We start from the raw sequence: 16,464 nt of genomic DNA, 5'->3' as shown, positions 1-16,464 counted from the left end.
ATGTGTCGCCCGAAGCTGTGATGTGCTTCCTCCTGTGTCTGTACACATGCCAGATACACTGCAATACAAACCCCCGCAGGCAAGCGCGATTGCGCTCGGTACACTGCGCCCATCCCCTCTTGCACAGGAACGCAGCGCATGGAACACGTCGATCACATCCTGATCGTCGACGACGACCGCGAAATCCGCGAACTGGTCGGCAACTACCTGAAGAAGAACGGCCTGCGCACCAGCATCGTCGCCGACGGCCGGCAGATGCGCGCCTTTCTCGAAGCCAACAGCGTCGACCTGATCGTCCTGGACATCATGATGCCCGGCGACGACGGCCTGCTGTTGTGCCGCGAGCTGCGCGCCGGCAAGCACCGCAACACCCCAGTGCTGATGCTGACCGCCCGCAACGACGAAACCGACCGTATCATCGGCCTGGAAATGGGCGCCGACGATTACCTGACCAAGCCGTTCTCGGCCCGCGAACTGCTGGCCCGTATCAACGCCGTGCTGCGCCGCACGCGCATGCTGCCGCCCAACCTCACCATCAGCGAAAGCAGCCGCCTGCTCGGCTTCGGCCAGTGGCGGCTGGACACCACCGCGCGCCACCTGCTCGACAGCGAAGGCACCCTGGTAGCCCTGAGCGGTGCCGAATACCGCCTGCTGCGGGTGTTTCTCGACCACCCGCAGCGGGTGCTCAGCCGTGAGCAGTTGCTCAACCTGACCCAGGGCCGCGAAGCCGACATCTTCGACCGCTCCATCGACCTGCTGGTCAGCCGCCTGCGCCAGCGCCTGGGTGACGACGCCCGCGAACCCAGCTGCATCAAGACCGTGCGCAGCGAGGGCTATGTGTTCTCGCTGCCGGTGCAACTGCTCGAGTCGCCATCATGAAGTGGCCACGTACCCTGGCCTCGCGCCTGGCACTGATCTTCTTCACCGGCCTGGTGCTGGCCTACGGCCTGTCGTTCGGCCTGCAGGCCTACGAGCGCTACATCAGCAGCCGCTCGATGATGCTCAGCACCCTGGAGCAGGACGTGGCCACCTCGGTGGCCATCCTCGACCGCCTGCCCGCGGCCGAGCGCGCCGCCTGGCTGCCGCGCCTGGAGCGGCGTACCTACCGCTACCGGCTGGACCAGGGCCTGGCGGGCGAAGCCATGCCGACCAGTGACCCACCCATGGCCGCCGACTCTATCGTCAAGGCCATTGGCGCCGACTATCGCCTTTCCTTCCAGGAAATCCCCGGCCCGAATGCGCACTTCCAGGCACACTTGACACTGGCCGATGGCGCACCGCTGACCATCGACGTAACCCCATCGCCGGTCCCGGTGGCACGTTGGCTGCCCGTGGTGTTGCTGATCCAGCTGGCCGTGCTGTTGCTGTGCACCTGGCTGGCGGTACGCCTGGCGATCGGCCCGCTGACCCGCCTGGCCCGTGCGGTGGACAACCTCGACCCGGACAAGCCTGGCGTGCAGCTGGATGAAAGCGGCCCGCGCGAGGTGCGCTACGCCGCCGTGGCCTTCAACGCCCTGCAGGCGCGCATCGCTGCCTACCTCAAGGAACGCATGCAGTTGCTGGCGGCCATTTCCCACGACCTGCAAACACCGATCACGCGCATGAAGCTGCGTGTCGAAGTGATGGACGAAGGGGTGGAAAAGGACAAGCTGTGGAGCGACCTGGGTGAAATGGAACACCTGGTGCGCGAAGGCGTGGCCTATGCCCGCAGCATGGACACCAGCACCGAGGCCCCGTGCCGGGTCAACCTCGATGCCTTTCTCGACAGCCTGGTGTTCGACTACCAGGACAGTGGCGCCCAGGTCGAGCGCCATGGCAGCAGCGGCAGCCTGCTGGAAACCCGCCCGCATGCCCTGCGCCGGGTGCTGGTGAACCTGGTGGACAACGCCCTCAAGTTTGCCGGTGCTGCCGAACTGGAGGTGTGCCGCGAGGGCGACAAGACGTTGATCCGCGTGCTCGACAACGGGCCAGGCATACCCGGCGGCGAACTGGATGAAGTGCTCAAGCCGTTCTATCGCGTGGAAGGTTCACGCAACCGCAGCACCGGCGGCACCGGGCTGGGGTTGGCGATTGCCCATCAGCTGATCCAGGCCATGGGCGGCCGGCTGACCCTGAGCAACCGCGCAAGCGGCGGGCTGTGCGCGCAGATCGAGCTCAAATGACAGTTTGTGGGAGCGGCCTTGCGTCGCGATAGGGCTGCGCAGCAGCCCCAGGTTTTCAGCTTCGTCGCATGAATTGCCGGGGCCGCTTTGCGGCCCTTTCGCGACGCAAGGCCGCTCCCACAAAAAGCAGGTGGAGCTTGAAGTATCAGTACACTCCGATACACAACCCCACCACCGCCGACACACTGCAGATACCCCACCCCGACACACTCCCGGTCACACAACCACACCCCGGGAGCCTTCCTGATGAAACCCCTCACCCTTCCCTCCGGCTGGAAGCTGTTCGCCACGCTCGCCGGCCTGACCTTGGCGATGACCGCCGTGGTCCTGGCCAGCCAACCTGATCCGGACGGCCTGCGCAGCGCGATCCGTGCCACCGCGCGCAGCTCCTTCGCGCTATTCCTGCTGGCCTTCCTGGCCTCGTCGCTGGTGACCTTGCTGCCTGGCACCAGCAGCCGCCGCATCCTCCAGGAACGGCGCTATCTGGGGTTGGCATTCGCCTTTTCCCACACCGTGCACGGCGTACTGATCTACCGCTATGCCCAGCAATTCCCCGAGCTGTTCTGGGCCGGCCGCACGCTCACTTCCAGCCTGCCCGGCACCCTCGGCTACCTGTTCCTGCTGCTGCTCACCATCACCTCGTTCAAGGCCCCGATGCGCCTGTTGGGTGGCCGTGCCTGGCAGGCCCTGCACAGCACCGGCATGTGGGTACTGGCCGCGGTGTTCTGCCTGTCGTTCTACAAACGCATCCCCATGGGCGGCTGGTACCCGCTGGCGTTCGCCCTGATGTTCAGCGCCATCGCCGTCAAGCTCACCGCCAAGCTGGCCCGCCAGCAACGCCGTAACGCCCGTGCCCTTTCCTGAAGAGAGAAACCAGCATGACCACCTTGACCCGCACCCTGACCACCTTCGACCGTTTCGGTACCTGGAGCGCCGACCTGCCGTTGCGGCTGTTCCTGGCCTGGGAATTTTTCGAATCCGGCTGGGAGAAATTCAATGGCAGCAACTGGTTCGCTGACCTGCAAGCGAACTTCCCGTTCCCCTTCAACCTGCTGCCTGCAGAGCTGAACTGGCAGCTGTCGATGTGGGCAGAGCTGATCCTGCCGTTACTGCTGTTGCTGGGACTGGGTACCCGGCTGGCCTCGTTGGGGCTGATGGTGGTGACCGTGGTGGCGATTGCTGCGGTACATTGGCCGGCGCACTGGTCGAACCTGGCCGAGCTGGCCCAAGGGTATGCGATTACCGACCAGGGCTTTGGCAACTTCAAGTTGCCGCTGATCTACCTGGTGGCGTTGCTGCCACTGCTGCTGAAAGGGGCTGGGCGGTTGAGCCTGGATCATTGGCTCAGAGGGCGGTTCTGCAGGTGATATTGCCGGGGCTGCGTTGCAGCCCATCGCCGCGGTTCGTCGCCACGACAAGCCAGCTCCCACAGGTACTGCGCAAGATTCTGGGCATGCGCTGTACCTGTGGGAGCTGGCTTGCCGGCGATGGGGCGCAAAGCGCCCCAATACCACGATTCAACATGTACCGATGATGACCCCCTGCTCGCGCAATCCCTCCAGCAACGCCAACCCCTCTTCCACAGCACCGCCCAACGCCTGCAACCGAGCCCGCCCACTGCCCTGTTCCAGCGCCAGCAACCGGTACGCCAGCGGCGCCAGGCGCGCGAAGCGCACCTTCAACCCCGCATCGCGATAAACCAGCAACAAGGTCGGCGCCTCTGGCGCGACCGCTGGCTGGTAATCCGCCCCGATCCGCTCCACCGGCCAGCGATAGGCCAACACGCGTGCCACACACGACAACAGTGGTTCCCCTTCCAGCAGGTCGCCTGCCGGGTCATGGGCCGGGTCCTCGGCATCGCTCAGATACAACTGCGCCTCGACCCACTCATAGTGCGCCAGCTCCAGCTGCCAGGGCGCATCCAGCTCGATGCCTTGCAGGTAATCGACGAACGCTTGGGCAATCTCGGTGAACAACGGTGTCTGGCTGCGATAGTTGGCATAGAAATCTCGCACTCGGGCATGCCAGCGCGGTTCGCCCAACGCCTGGCGCATCACCGGAAAACTGCCGGCCAGCAAACCTTCGATAGCACCATAGAACAGCTCGCGGTAAACCTTCAGACGCCGGGCTTCCACGCCCGGCGGCGGCGCATGGCGCTGCGGGTCACGCAGGTGCCGGGCCAAGGTGTACTGCTGCTCACGCAAGGTCTCATTCATTTGCATGCCCTCCCGCAGCACGCTGCACAGTGCGGATGCGCGCCGCCTCGGCGAGCAGTTCGGCCAGCGGCGGATAGTTGAAATCACGCTCGAGCACGGTCGGTTGCACACCGAAGCGCGCACAGGCGACCGCGTACAGCGCCCACACATCCTCCTTCACCGCAGCCCCATGGGTGTCTACCTTGAGGTCCGGCGCTTCATCGTAATGGCCAGCGACGTGCATGCCGGATACCCGCGCCTGGGGCAAGCCCGCCAGGAATTCGCGGGCGTCATAGCCGTGATTGCAGGCATTGACGAAGACGTTGTTGACGTCCAGCAGCAGGTCGCAGTCGGCCTCATCGAGTACCGCGCGGATGAAGTCGAGTTCACTCATCGCCTGGTACGGTGCGGCGTAGTAGCTGATGTTTTCCACGGCAATGCGCCGCTCCAGGTATTCCTGGGCCTGGCGAATCCGCGCGGCCACATGGCGCACCGCTTCGTCGGTGAATGGAATGGGCATCAGGTCATACAGGTGCCCGTCATCACTGCAGTAGCTCAGGTGCTCGCTGTACAGGCGCACCTGGTGGCGGTCGAGAAACTGGCGGGTCTGGCCAAGGAAATGGCGGTCCAGCGGCTCGCTGCCACCCAGCGACAACGACAGCCCGTGGCAGGTAATGGCAAAACGCTCGGCCAACTGCGCCAGGCCCTTGCCGTAGGCACCGCCCACGGCAACCCAGTTTTCCGGTGCGCACTCCAGGAAATCCACGGCGCCAGCCTCCATGGCCAGCAGTTCCGGCAGCAGGCCGCGGCGCAGGCCTAGCCCGGTCTGTAAAGGTACAGGGGACAAAGATGTGGGGTGCATGAACAGGTCTCCGCAACAGGCACAACGCCCCACCTGACCAGCAGGAGGGGCGTTGCGCGGTTCATGGGGCAGAAAGTCAGGACTTGCCGGTCAGGTGGCTGAACAAGCCTTCGGGCATGGCCTTGCCATTAGCCTGGTAGATCGCCTTGAGGTGATCCGCCGCCTCCTGTTCGGAGATGAAGCCATCATGGTTGCTGTCGATCTTGTCGAAGTCGCCGGCACGGTCCTTGGCCACCGCCAGGAACTCGTCGCGCGAGACCTTGCCGTCGTGGTTGCTGTCGGTCTTGGCGAACGAGGCATCACCACACTTGCCCTCGCCACACTTGCCTTCGGCACCGGCCTTGGCGCTTGCACCGCACTTGCCCTCACCGCATTTGCCTTCGCCCTGGGTGGCCTTTGCACTGCCACCACATTTGCCTTCACCACACTTGCCCTCGCTGGCCACCTTGGCCGAAGCCAGCTGGTAACCCTGGGCCAACGGCTCGACGGCAAAGGCGCTGCTGCTCAATGCCATGCTGCCGATCAGGGCAGCGCCGAGCAGGCCGAGGGTGTTTCGTACTTGAGTCATGGTGTCGCTCCACTGTGGTTGGAATGTGGAGCCATTAGGCCGTTGCGGTATGTCGTGGATGTATCGCGCGGGGTGCGGTTTTGTATGGGAATGGGTCTGCGGCGTGGGCAGATACAGTGGGATACACAACGGCCCCAAGGTGCCTCGGGGCCGACGTGCAGGGTCAGTCTTCCAGCGGCTTGGGTGGCGCGGCCGGCTTGGCGGGTTTGGCAGGCTTGCTGTCCTTGGCCTTGGGTTCCGGTGCCGTCGCTGCCACAGGCTCCGGTGCCGTCACGGCTTTTTCGCTGGCAGGCAGATCATCGACCGCCTTGAGGATCACCTGCGGGTCGATGGCCTCGCCCTCCTCGTCGTCCTTGAGCATGTGCCGCTCACCGTCCTTGCCCACCAGGATCACCTTGGTGCCTTTGCTGGCACCCAGCTTCAACTCGCGGATCAGGGCCATGGTGGTCTGCTGCTCGAGGTTCTTGTCCTCACGCTTGCCCATCATGTTGGCAACGCTGTACACCACCAGGTTGCGCTCTTTGAAGGCGGCCTGGGTGGCCGGGTCCTTGAGGGCCTCGTTCAACCCACGCAAGGTCGGGTCGGCGCTGCTGGGCGCAATGACGACCAAGGGCCTGGCCTTGCCCAGTTCCTTGGCCAGCGGCGCGTCACTGTCGGCGGCAAACACAGGGCCGACGAGCGCGAGCAAGGTGGCGAGGGTCAGTGACCGGACGAGCATGCGTATCTCCTTATTCTCTCGATAAACCAGAAGACTACAGATCAGGGCGAAAGATCCGACGAGCGAGCGTAAACCAGCAAAAGACCTCCATGTTTGAATGAACAGTAACCGGCGGTTACCAAGTGCGCTCGTTCCCCGTCCCGAGCCCGAAAAAGTACCCCTATCACTTGTAGCTTGAGCATAGTCCAATGCGCCCTTGTCATGCCGGCCGTTGCAGAGCCTCGATGGTCAGTTGAAGCTCGGTCTTCTCGGTCCAAAGCCTGATTTCCGCCATCAACCTGGCGGCGTCCTCGGCATTCGCATCCTCCGCCAACTGGTTCTGAAAACTTGCCGGCACTTCCAGTTCGCGCACGTAGCGTTTCTCGAGATATTTTCTCCAGAACGGTTGCTGGACCATCCACACTGCCACCGAGTGGTCTGTCTCGTTACGCCTGACCTGATCAGCCGCGCGCATCACCGAAGCGTCATCCAGGTTCGGGATGCCCGCGTGTAGCATGCTCCGTGCGTTGCCAGGCAGGCCCAGGTCCTCGCGCAAGCGGATCGAGTAGGCCAGCGCCCATTCGACCGACTCAATGCTCGCACCTGCAGCCTCAGCCTCGCGCATGGCGATGAAGTCAACCTCCTGTTGCCTCCACAACTGCCGCGCCAGATTCACCAGGGCTCGTTCCTGGCTACCAGAAGGGGCGGCCTGCTCGGCTTCCCACACAAGGCATCGGATTTCAAGCTGCTGGAAGACAACCGTGGCATTGTCGGCGCAGTTTTCAACCAGCGCATGGGCGAAAATTTCATTGGCCAATGCTGCTGAGCTGTCCACCTTTTCCATCATGGTCAAAACGCGTGTAGCCAGCATTTCCCCATATCGAGGATGGGTGAAGTCTTGCGAGCGCGTAAGCTGTTTCAGCAGTTGCATGAAGTTCGTCGCCCCATCCATTTGCTCAACAGTGGCCCACAGGTTACCCAGGTCTTCGCGTCTATCACCGTCCAGGCGGTCCACCCAGCGAAATTTGTGAGGGACCGAACTGTCCTCCGGAATGTTCCAGGCCTCCTGCACATCTTCAGCCTGGTGCAGCAGCACAGGATTGCCTGACAGCGCAACGTAGCCGTCCCGCCACAACGGGGACTGGATGAAGTTGGGAGGCAACAGCGTGATGAAGTTGTTGGAAGCATCGAGCATGTACAACGTCTGACAATCCGTGATGCCCTCGGGCAGCAATACCAACCCGGCATTGCGCAAACGCAGTTCGGCCAACTGGTTCATCTGCGCCACAGAAAAGGTCATGTTCAAGCGATTGTCCGAAAGGTTCAGGTAACGTAACCGGCTGCATTGCGCCAGCAATTGAGCCTGGGGCTCGTCCAGAGAGATGCGATTGCCGGACAAGTCGAGTATGCGCAAGTCACTGAGCAACGACAGGCTCGCTGGCAGACGTTGCAACTGGTTGTAGCTCAGTTCCAGGGACGTCAGATTGGGGAATGAGAGCAGGAACTGCTCTGGTACCTCTTTCAGCAACAGGCTGCGCAGGGAAAGTTCGGTAACGTGCGGGAAGCTGAAGAGTGGGCCCAGTTCAGGCAATGAGCACAGGTCATACGCGCTGTACTGCCAAGTTAAAGCCAGACGTTGATGCTCAGGTGTAACTTGAGCGGGCACCCGTTCCCGCCAGCATTGCATGATTGCTTTGCGAAACCGCTTGCGCTCGGGTCGTTCACCGTTCAGCAACCCTCGCCGCTCCCAGCTTTTCAAGTGGTCGCTCAACCGGCGGGCCTGCTCTTCGAGCACACCGAGCTCAGTGTCGGTATCACGCCCCGAAGCATGCAACGTGGTCAGCCAGGCTTCGATCTGTTCATCACTGTAGGCCGGGTAAAGGTCGCGCAGACGCGTCTCGAACGCCCGGGGTCGAGACGCAGGCCGGGCAAAGCGCCCCAGGCCGCCGCCCAGCGGGTAGCCGACCCTGCCATCCTCCAGGCGCAGTGGCGCCAGCATCCATGGCTGTCGAGGGTTTTTGCCCAACACCTGGGCGAGTACTTTGCTGTTCCCGGGCATTTGCCGGGCCAACACTGCTCTCAAACCCGGGGCGTAGGGTTCAGTGATACCGAGTGCAGCACGATCGGCCGGGGCAAACGCAGCCGCCAAGGTCTCGAACAGCTCGCCGGGGCCACTCAGCTCGAGGCCTAGCGCATCTTCAAGCTCGAACTGCCCGTTGTCATGCACAAGCCTGTAGTTCCGCCCGTCGCCAGCAGTAGTCATTATCGGCTGCGGGCTATCACCATCGTACAGCCGCCAGCGCGGCCTGGCCTCCCTGACATCCAGCGTCTCCAGCAGCGTCAGCGCGACCTTGGCCTGGTCCAGGGTCTGGGGCGTATCGATGAACAGCGCCTCGCAGGCACGCGCAACACGTATGCGCAGGACGCTCAGCCTGGCCCTTTCGACCAGCCGAAACGGCACCGTGCCGCTGACCAGTGCCTGAAACTCCGCACCTTCTGCAGACAGCTCACCCAGCAGCTCGCGCGCCGCTCGCCGATGCAGGCTCGGGAATGCCCTGCGCAACGTTGCCACCGCCGCATCGTCTGGCTCCTGCTGCCCGTCATACACCTGTTGAAACAGCTGGCGCCGCCTTGCCGAGACCTGCGCCGCCAATGCTGGCCCGCCCTGCTCGGTGACACCAGGCAGGGCACGAGCCTTCGCCAGCAACGGCGCGTCCTGCGGCACCCGCCCGAGTTTCAGATCGTCCAGCAGGGTTTGCAGCCGGCGGTCGATCAGCAGGCGCTCTACGGTATCGACCAGCTCGGCCTCAGGTGGCCGGCCGTACACATGCAACGCCCGTAGATGGTCAGCATCCAGGGCATGGACGGCCATGGCCTGGTCAATCTGTTCATCATCCAGGCGAGCGAAACGCTCACCAAGGCGGCGGAACATACGGTGCTTGTCTGTCCAGCTGGCCGGTTGCTCTGTCCACACCCGCCAGGCACCGGCGTCATTGTGACGCAACAAAGGTCCATGACCACCTCGTGGTGCCAGTTGCCACTCTTCATCTGCGCGCTGGACGATTTCGTAGTTGTGGCCGTCCATGGTCATCCAGCTTCTGCCCAGGGCACGGTAGATGCCCATTGCATCGGCCACTTCCCCAGCGGGAAGTGCGGCGCTGCGAAACGGCACCAGGTCTCCATTCCAGAGCTTTTCGCTGCCGTCTTCCAGGCGCGCTGGCACCCACTGGTCCAATGCGGCCCAGGCCCGGCTCACTTCCCGCCATACCACAGCGGTGACACCGATCATGGCCAGGTCTTTGATCACGCTGAGCACATGCTCCATTGCGGCGCTGGTATCGCCCTCGCGCCAGTCCTCCACCGCCTGGAACAGCTCGCCCAGCAGGTCCCAGACCATTACCGCCAGCAGCAGTACATTGAGTGCGCGGATGAACACGCCCGCCAAGCTGGCCAGTGTCCAACCCTCGACAACCAACCTTTGTTGATGGGCTCCCTGGGCCTTGCGATCCAGCTCTGACACCGGCGTGGCAATAAGCGCGGCATCGTCCTTGATGTGGGCAATGCGCGCGGCGGCAAGGTGGGCGAACAACGGCAGCGGGTAGTCCCGCATGTGCTGGTCCATTTCCCGGGTCGCCCAATCGGCGACGCCCACCAGCTCCTTGGCAACCCTGGAGAAGAACTGCTGGCTGTCGCGCCGGCGTACGAAACGTTTGAAGAAATCCTGATAGTGCCTGTCTCGCAGACGCTTGCCCAAGACCTCGCGGGTGAAGCTTTCCAGGTCGGGGCTTGCGGTCCAGGGACCATGGGGGTCATCGGGAATGTAGACAATGATCTTGCGGCTGACTTTGTCATGAAACACATCGAGTATCACGATCTGTTGCAAATCGCAGCCGAACGCCTTGAGTTGCCGGGCCACCACTTTCGACTCGTACAACGTGCCAGGTCTGCCGTGCTTGCACAGCTCTAGCACCAGGTCCAGTTCGGCAGCACTCAGGACTCCATCGCCTTTAGCCTTGCACGCATCGATCAGCATGACCGAGCTGTACAGCTGGGCAAGCGTCGAAGCCATGCTGCGCCAGCCGCTTGCCTGGCTGCTCGGCGCTTTGAGCACGCTGTCCAGGTGCTGTTGATAGCGCTTGCCCAGATCCAGCTGGCGGCACAAGCGTGCGAAGGCTGGCGCGGTTGGTGAGGCGAGCCGTCGCGACAGGCTGTCGACGATGCAGTTGTCCTTGTGCTGCTCGTTCCGCCCCTCGCCCGGCGTGAAGTTGTCCAGTGCCGCCTCGATCAGCGGTACGTCGAAATAGTCCTTTTCCACCACCGGATAGCGCCCCCACACGGTGCCCTGGCTGGGAGCGGTGTAGGTGTACCAGCGCCTGAAATACAGGCCATCGACATTTTCCCTGATGCCGAATTCTTCCTGCATGGCGTGTTGTAGCAGCGGCTTGACGAAACGGTCGATGCCCTGGATGCGCGCAAGCTCCTTTTCCAGCCACTGTCGACAGGCCAGGCTGTCTTTCAACGCGTCGCGCAATGCAGCATGCTGCGATTCATACAAACCGTTGGCCGGGATGTTCTGCTCGGTCGGCGAGACGATTCGCAACCGGCGAATCCATCTGGGCAGTCGCTTGACGATGAGGTTGTCCTGATAGGCCTGCTCCATGGCCAGCGTATCGGCGGTTGGCGGTTGCTGCTTGGTGGGTGTAGTCACGTTGTTGCGCCTCGGGCTGATCAAAAGGCCCGACACTAGACGCAGGCTTGCCAAGCGATTAGCTAGATAGCTACCACCTCTTCAGAACAGCGCCAGCTGCTGGCCGGTCAACCCTTCGAAACTGTCGCCAACGAAAGGCAGGATGGCATCGGCCACCGGCTGCAGCTGCCGCGTCAGGTAATGCTCGTAGTCCACCGGTGCTTGCAGGTTTTCCAGGGGTTCGGGGCCCGCCAGGGTGATCAGATAGCTGATCCAGCCGCCGCGCTGGTATTGCAACGGGCGGCCAAGGCGGCGGTTGTAGTCATCGGCCAGCCGGGCCGCACGCACGTGCGGCGGCACATTGCGCTGGTAATCGGCTAGCGGCCGGCGCAAACGCTTGCGGTACACCATCAGCTCATTCAGCTCGCCCGCCAGGGTGCGCCGTACATAATCGCGCACATACGCCTGGTAAGGCTCCCCGCGGAATATCCGGCCATAAAGCTCCTGCTGGAACTCCCGGGCCAGCGGCGACCAGTCGGTACGCACCGACTCCAGGCCCTTGTAGACCATCTGCTCGCTGCCATCGGCCCGCTGCACCAGCCCGGCGTAGCGCTTCTTGCTGCCTTCGTCCGTGCCGCGGATGGTGGGCATCAGGAAGCGCCGGTAATGCACCTCGAACTGCAGCTCCAGCGCGCTTTCCAGGGTCATCTGCTCGCGCAGGTGTTCGCGCCACCACTGGTTGACCTGGGCCACCAGCTCACGGCCGATGCGTGCTGCAGCCTCCTCGCCGTGGGCGCCCTTGAGCCAGACGAAGGTGGAGTCGGTATCGCCGTAGATCACCTCGTAGCCCCTGGCTTCGATCAGCGCACGGGTCTGGCGCATGATCTGGTGGCCGCGCATGGTGATCGAGGAAGCCAGGCGCGGGTCGAAGAAGCGGCAGCCGCTCGAACCCAACACTCCGTAGAAGGCATTCATGATGATCTTCAGCGCCTGCGAAAGCGGCGCGTTGCCCTCGCGCTTGGCTGCTTCCCGGCCCTGCCATACCCGCTCGACGATGGCCGGCAGGCAATGCTCGCTACGGGAGAAACGCCCACCCCGGAAGCCTTCCACCGAGTGTTCATCGTCGGGCAGGCGCAAGCCTTCGACCAGCCCCACCGGGTCGATCAGGAAGGTACGTATGATCGACGGGTACAGGCTCTTGTAGTCCAGCACCAGCACCGAGTCGTACAGGCCCGGGCGCGAATCCATGACGAAGCCACCGGGGCTGGCTTCGTCGGGGCGGCTGCCGAGGTTGGGGGCGACAAAGCCCAGGCGGTGCATCTGCGGGATGTACAAGTGGCAGAACGCGGCCACCGAACCACCGCTGCGGTCCACCGCAAGGCCGGTAACCGAAGACCGCTCCAGCAGGAATTCGAGCAGGCGGGTGTGGGCAAAGATGCGCGTCACCAGCTCGCAATCCTTGAGGTTGTAGCGCGCCAACGCCGGCTTGTCCTCAGCGAAGCGGCGGTTGATTTCATCCATGCGCTGGTACGGCGTGTCGATGGCCTTGCCTTCTCCGAGCAAGGTCTGGGCGACACTTTCAAGGCTGAACGACGGGAAGCTCCAGGTCGCCGAGCGCAGCGCCTCGATGCCGTCGATCAGCAGCCGCCCCGGGGCATCAGCGAACACGTGGCCACCACCGGCATGGCTGCGCAAGGTCATCGGCGCGCCATTGCGCCCCAGTGCCAGCGGTACCTGCAGCAGCTTGGCGTGCTCGTGCAGCAGGCGCAGGTCGAACTGGATCAGATTCCAGCCGATGATTGCATCCGGGTCGTGCTCGGCCATCCACTGGTTGAGGCAGGCCAGTATGTCGGCGCGGTCGGCGCAGTAGTGCAGGTCGAAGTCGAGGTCATCAGCCGTGCCGTTGGTCGGCCCGAGCATGTACACCTGGCGTTGGCCACAGCCTTCCAGGGCAATGCTGTACAACTCGCCCCGCTCGCTGGTCTCGATGTCCAGCGACACCAGGCGCAGCGGCGGGCGATAACCCGGCAGGGGCTTGAGCTGGGCATCGCAGAGCACGCCTTGGGCATCCGGTTGGCCGGTGAACTGCACCGGGGCGGTGATGAAGCGCTCCATCAGGTAGCGCTCGGGCGGGCGAATATCGGCTTCGAACACATCGATACCGGCCGTGCGCAGGCGTTGCTCCAGCTGCATCAGTTGCCGGTGCTGGCGGCAGTACAGGCCCAGCACCGGGCGCTGGTCAAAGTCCTTCAGCTGCAGCGGCCGCAACTCGACACCGGCTTCGTTGGCCAGCAGCACCCGCGCGTGTGCTTCCTGCGCCTGGGGGATGAATGCCACCGATACCTGTGGCGCCAGGCGCAGTTGTCGTGGCCCCTGGTCGGTGGCCAGCCAGAATTCCACGCAGGTGCCTTCGGGCGTGTCATGCCAATGTCGGGTCAGGACAAAGCCCTGCTGCAACTCCACCGCGTCGACCTCTGAATCGTTTGTTGTGCTGATTGCGGCGATTCTACCGCTGACGCACCGTCGCAGCGCATTTTTGTAGGAGAACGTCCAACCCATGGGGGTGCGCTGTCGCGCAGGTAACACCAATTGGCAAACGCGACGCGGCCCCTGTGGGAGCGGGCATGCCCGCGAAGAATCCGACTCGATGGATGGCACCGGCTGCGCCGGTGTTCGCGGGCACGCCCGCTCCCACAGAGACCCTGCTAAATCAATCAGTTACTTGCAATTCCCTAAGGCGCTCCACCGCCGGGCGTTTGCTCGAACGCGTATTCAACCGTACAGGTAATTGATGTCCTTGCAGGCCAGCGGTGGCACCTGGCCAAGCAGGAACTCGCGCAGCTTGTGCATCTGCCGCGCCTTGGGGCTGGCCTTGAGCCAGGTCATGTAATAGCCGTCGCCGGTGGCCACCGCGTGCTTGAACGGCGTTACCAGGCGCCCGGCCAACAGGTCGGCGCTGGCCAGCACCAGGTCGACCACCGAAATACCCAGGCCTTGCTGTGCGGCCGAGATGCCCTGGTCGAGGGTATCGAACACTTGCCCGTGGTCGATGCTGATGTCCAGCGCGTCCATGCGAGCCAGCCAGCGCCGCCAGTCTCGTCGGTCAGGGGACGGGTGCAGGAATTCGCACTGGGCCAGGTCGGCAAGGTCCGGTTGTGCCTGGGCCATGTAATCCGGGTGGCACACCGGGATCAGCCATTCATCGAACAGCTTGAAACTCTCGATATCGGCGGGAAAACGCCCGTTGGCCAGGAGGATCGCACAGTCGTAGGGCTCGGAATAGAAGTCCACGCTGTCGATGTCCATCCACACGCTGGACAGCTGCACGCTGCAGTTGTCCTCGACCTTCTTGAACGCATCCAGCGCCCGCAGCAGCCAGCGCACGGTGAGCGTGGACGGCGCCTTCAGACGCAGGCCGTAGCGGTCCTGGCGCAGCAGGGCGCAGGCATTTTCGATGATCTTGAAGCCAACCTTCAGCTCCTGCGCCAGCAGGCGCCCGTGCTCGGTCAGGGCCAGCTTCGGCCCGCGGCGTTCGAACAGGTCGCAGCCGAACATGGCTTCGAGGGTCTTGATGTGGTGGCTGACGGCGCCTTGAGTCAGGGCCAGCTCTTCCGCGGCACGGGTAAATGAGCCATAGCGAGAGGCCACCTCAAAGGCACGCAGCGCGTGCAAAGCCTGAATCCGTTCCGACATGGCGACGCCCCGAGCATGAGTAAGACTAATAGTAGGTCATAGTTCCACGCGTTTTACAACGCCAAGGACGTCTCGGAAAATGCGGGTAAATAATAAACATAACCAAGATCCTGCCTGCATGTGACTTGAACGTTCATCAAATTTACGCCTGGGGAAATCATGTCGACGGGTTATGGAACTTGCTATCGCCTGGATGCGCTAGAGCTGGCCGCTGACCATGTGCGCAACGCGCGACATTGGACCTACAAAGCCGTAGAACATTTTCGCAGTGTCCTCGCCAACCCCGAGTTTCCCTGCCTGTTCGGCCGCAAGGCGGTAAACGGCGCAACCTGCCACATCCTCTTCGCCCGCGCCGGGCAGCTGGCCGATGACATCGCCATGGGCCTGGCCGACTACGTGCGCACCGTCACACCTATCCCACCCAAGCAGCGTATCGGCAGCCCACTGGTGGTGTTTCTCGAAACTGCCGCCGACTACACCCTGGCCGAGCAACAGGCGCTGGCCTGGAAGGTGTTGCGTGGCGTGCACGCGCGCGACCCGCATCCCTGGCCGCAGGGCATCCCGACCGACCCCGACGACAACGCCTGGTCGTTCTGCTTTGCCGGCATGCCGCTGTTCATCAACATGAACTTCCCCGGCCACCAGCAGATGAAAAGCCGCAACCTGGGGCCACACATCACCTTCGTCATCAACCCGCGGGCGAACTTCGACGAAGTGGCCAACGTCAACACCGAAAGCGGCCATCGTATCCGCGAACGCATCCGCGAGCGCGTGCACCACTACAACGACGGCGTCATGCCCGACACCCTTGGCTTCTTCGGCGATGCCGACAACTACGAGTGGAAGCAGTACCAACTGCAGGAGGCAGGGTCGCTCAACCCGTCCCGCTGCCCGTTCCACGCCCATGCCGTACAGCCGGCAACACCCGACATACTGATCGAGACCTGACCGTGAATACCGCACTCACCGCTACCTACGCCCTTACTGTCCTGCTACTGATCGCCACCCCCGGCCCGGTGGTGGCACTGATCGTCAACACCGCGGCCGCCTCCGGCTCACGCAAGGCCATGTTCACTGCTGTCGGCACCAACTGGGCATCACTGGTGCTGATCGGCGCGGCGGCCTGGATCATCCTCACCAGCGCCGCCATCGACAAGGCCTGGCTCAGCGCCATGAGCCTGCTGGGTTGCCTGTTCATCGGCTACATTGCCGTCGGCACGCTGCGGGACGCCCTGCAGGCGCCGGCAGCCGAGGCACCGGGCGAGCTCGCCAAGCCTGGCCGCGGCGGGCTGCTGCAAGGTTTCATGGTGGGCATTTCCAACCCGAAGGACATCATCTTCTTCATCGCCTTCTTCCCGCAGTTCATCCAGATCACCGAGTCGTTCGGCAAGAGCATGGTGGTGCTGTCGATGCTGTGGGTGGCCATCGATTTTGCCGTGCTCAGCCTGTACATCTTCGCCATCGGCAAGATCGCCTCGCAGCGCAGCAACCGCATGATCAGCCTGGCCTCGGGGGTCGCCCTGCTGCTGATCGCCGCCGGCGGCCTGCTGTACAACGTCAAGGAGCTGGCGGCCTGAACGTGACGCAAGGTGCCCGCTGC

13 protein-coding genes are annotated in these 16,464 nt (G+C 63.3%); 6 read left to right on the top strand and 7 right to left on the bottom strand.

The features are described 5' to 3' along the window. Positions 1 to 138 precede the first annotated feature (138 nt). From RYH74_RS13195 to RYH74_RS13180, 4 genes are all read left to right on the top strand, one after another. Entirely contained in the window at positions 139 to 879 is a 741-nt protein-coding gene (locus tag RYH74_RS13195; RefSeq protein ID WP_003250463.1) for a response regulator, read from the top strand. Then, positions 876 to 2,162, top strand: coding sequence for a sensor histidine kinase (locus tag RYH74_RS13190; RefSeq protein ID WP_075044652.1), 1,287 nt, complete (start codon positions 876 to 878; stop codon positions 2,160 to 2,162). Before RYH74_RS13195 ends, RYH74_RS13190 begins: the two co-directional genes overlap by 4 nt. Positions 2,163 to 2,408: 246 nt before the next feature. Further along, the gene (locus tag RYH74_RS13185) at positions 2,409 to 3,026 is read left to right on the top strand and encodes a ferric reductase-like transmembrane domain-containing protein (protein ID WP_025338500.1); all 618 of its coding nucleotides are present in this window, start codon (positions 2,409 to 2,411) and stop codon (positions 3,024 to 3,026) included. Positions 3,027 to 3,040: 14 nt separating this feature from the next. Further along, a complete protein-coding gene (locus RYH74_RS13180) occupies positions 3,041 to 3,529 on the top strand; it encodes a DoxX family protein (RefSeq protein WP_075044651.1) in 489 nt (162 codons plus the stop codon). A gap of 150 nt (positions 3,530 to 3,679) precedes the next feature. Here RYH74_RS13180 and RYH74_RS13175 read toward each other — a convergent pair whose 3' ends face one another. From RYH74_RS13175 to RYH74_RS13145, 7 genes are all read right to left on the bottom strand, one after another. Beyond that, positions 3,680 to 4,378: a DUF2063 domain-containing protein gene (locus RYH74_RS13175; protein WP_075044650.1), complete on the bottom strand. Its 699-nt coding sequence runs from the start codon at positions 4,376 to 4,378 to the stop codon at positions 3,680 to 3,682. After that, positions 4,371 to 5,219, bottom strand: a complete 849-nt coding sequence (locus RYH74_RS13170; protein ID WP_075044649.1) for a DUF692 domain-containing protein — start codon at positions 5,217 to 5,219, stop codon at positions 4,371 to 4,373. Before RYH74_RS13170 ends, RYH74_RS13175 begins: the two co-directional genes overlap by 8 nt. Before the next feature lie 76 nt (positions 5,220 to 5,295). Beyond that, the gene (locus RYH74_RS13165; RefSeq protein WP_084785136.1) at positions 5,296 to 5,787 is read right to left on the bottom strand and encodes a hypothetical protein; all 492 of its coding nucleotides are present in this window, start codon (positions 5,785 to 5,787) and stop codon (positions 5,296 to 5,298) included. A gap of 163 nt (positions 5,788 to 5,950) precedes the next feature. Beyond that, a complete protein-coding gene (locus RYH74_RS13160; protein ID WP_084785135.1) occupies positions 5,951 to 6,505 on the bottom strand; it encodes a DUF4174 domain-containing protein in 555 nt (184 codons plus the stop codon). Between the two features lie 199 nt (positions 6,506 to 6,704). Then, complete coding sequence (locus RYH74_RS13155; protein ID WP_317409521.1) at positions 6,705 to 11,246, bottom strand: NEL-type E3 ubiquitin ligase domain-containing protein; 4,542 nt, start codon at positions 11,244 to 11,246, stop codon at positions 6,705 to 6,707. Positions 11,247 to 11,273: 27 nt separating this feature from the next. Then, positions 11,274 to 13,634 (bottom strand): DNA polymerase II, encoded by a 2,361-nt coding sequence (locus tag RYH74_RS13150; protein WP_317409520.1) that lies wholly within the window; start codon positions 13,632 to 13,634, stop codon positions 11,274 to 11,276. A 309-nt stretch (positions 13,635 to 13,943) separates the two neighbouring features. Continuing rightward, the gene (locus RYH74_RS13145) at positions 13,944 to 14,864 is read right to left on the bottom strand and encodes a LysR substrate-binding domain-containing protein (protein WP_075044647.1); all 921 of its coding nucleotides are present in this window, start codon (positions 14,862 to 14,864) and stop codon (positions 13,944 to 13,946) included. A 159-nt stretch (positions 14,865 to 15,023) separates the two neighbouring features. On the opposite strand from RYH74_RS13145, the gene RYH74_RS13140 reads away from it, so the two are divergent. Both RYH74_RS13140 and RYH74_RS13135 read left to right on the top strand, forming a co-directional pair. Further along, a complete protein-coding gene (locus tag RYH74_RS13140) occupies positions 15,024 to 15,812 on the top strand; it encodes a YqcI/YcgG family protein (RefSeq protein ID WP_025338492.1) in 789 nt (262 codons plus the stop codon). A 2-nt stretch (positions 15,813 to 15,814) separates the two neighbouring features. After that, entirely contained in the window at positions 15,815 to 16,441 is a 627-nt protein-coding gene (locus RYH74_RS13135; RefSeq protein ID WP_025338491.1) for a LysE family translocator, read from the top strand. Positions 16,442 to 16,464 lie beyond the last annotated feature (23 nt).

The organism is Pseudomonas sp. LSJ-87 (assembly GCF_032971465.1).
In the GTDB taxonomy this organism is placed as follows: domain Bacteria; phylum Pseudomonadota; class Gammaproteobacteria; order Pseudomonadales; family Pseudomonadaceae; genus Aquipseudomonas; species Aquipseudomonas putida_Z.
Note: the sequence above shows the minus strand (reverse complement) of the source record. Positions and strands in the feature narration are given on the sequence as shown.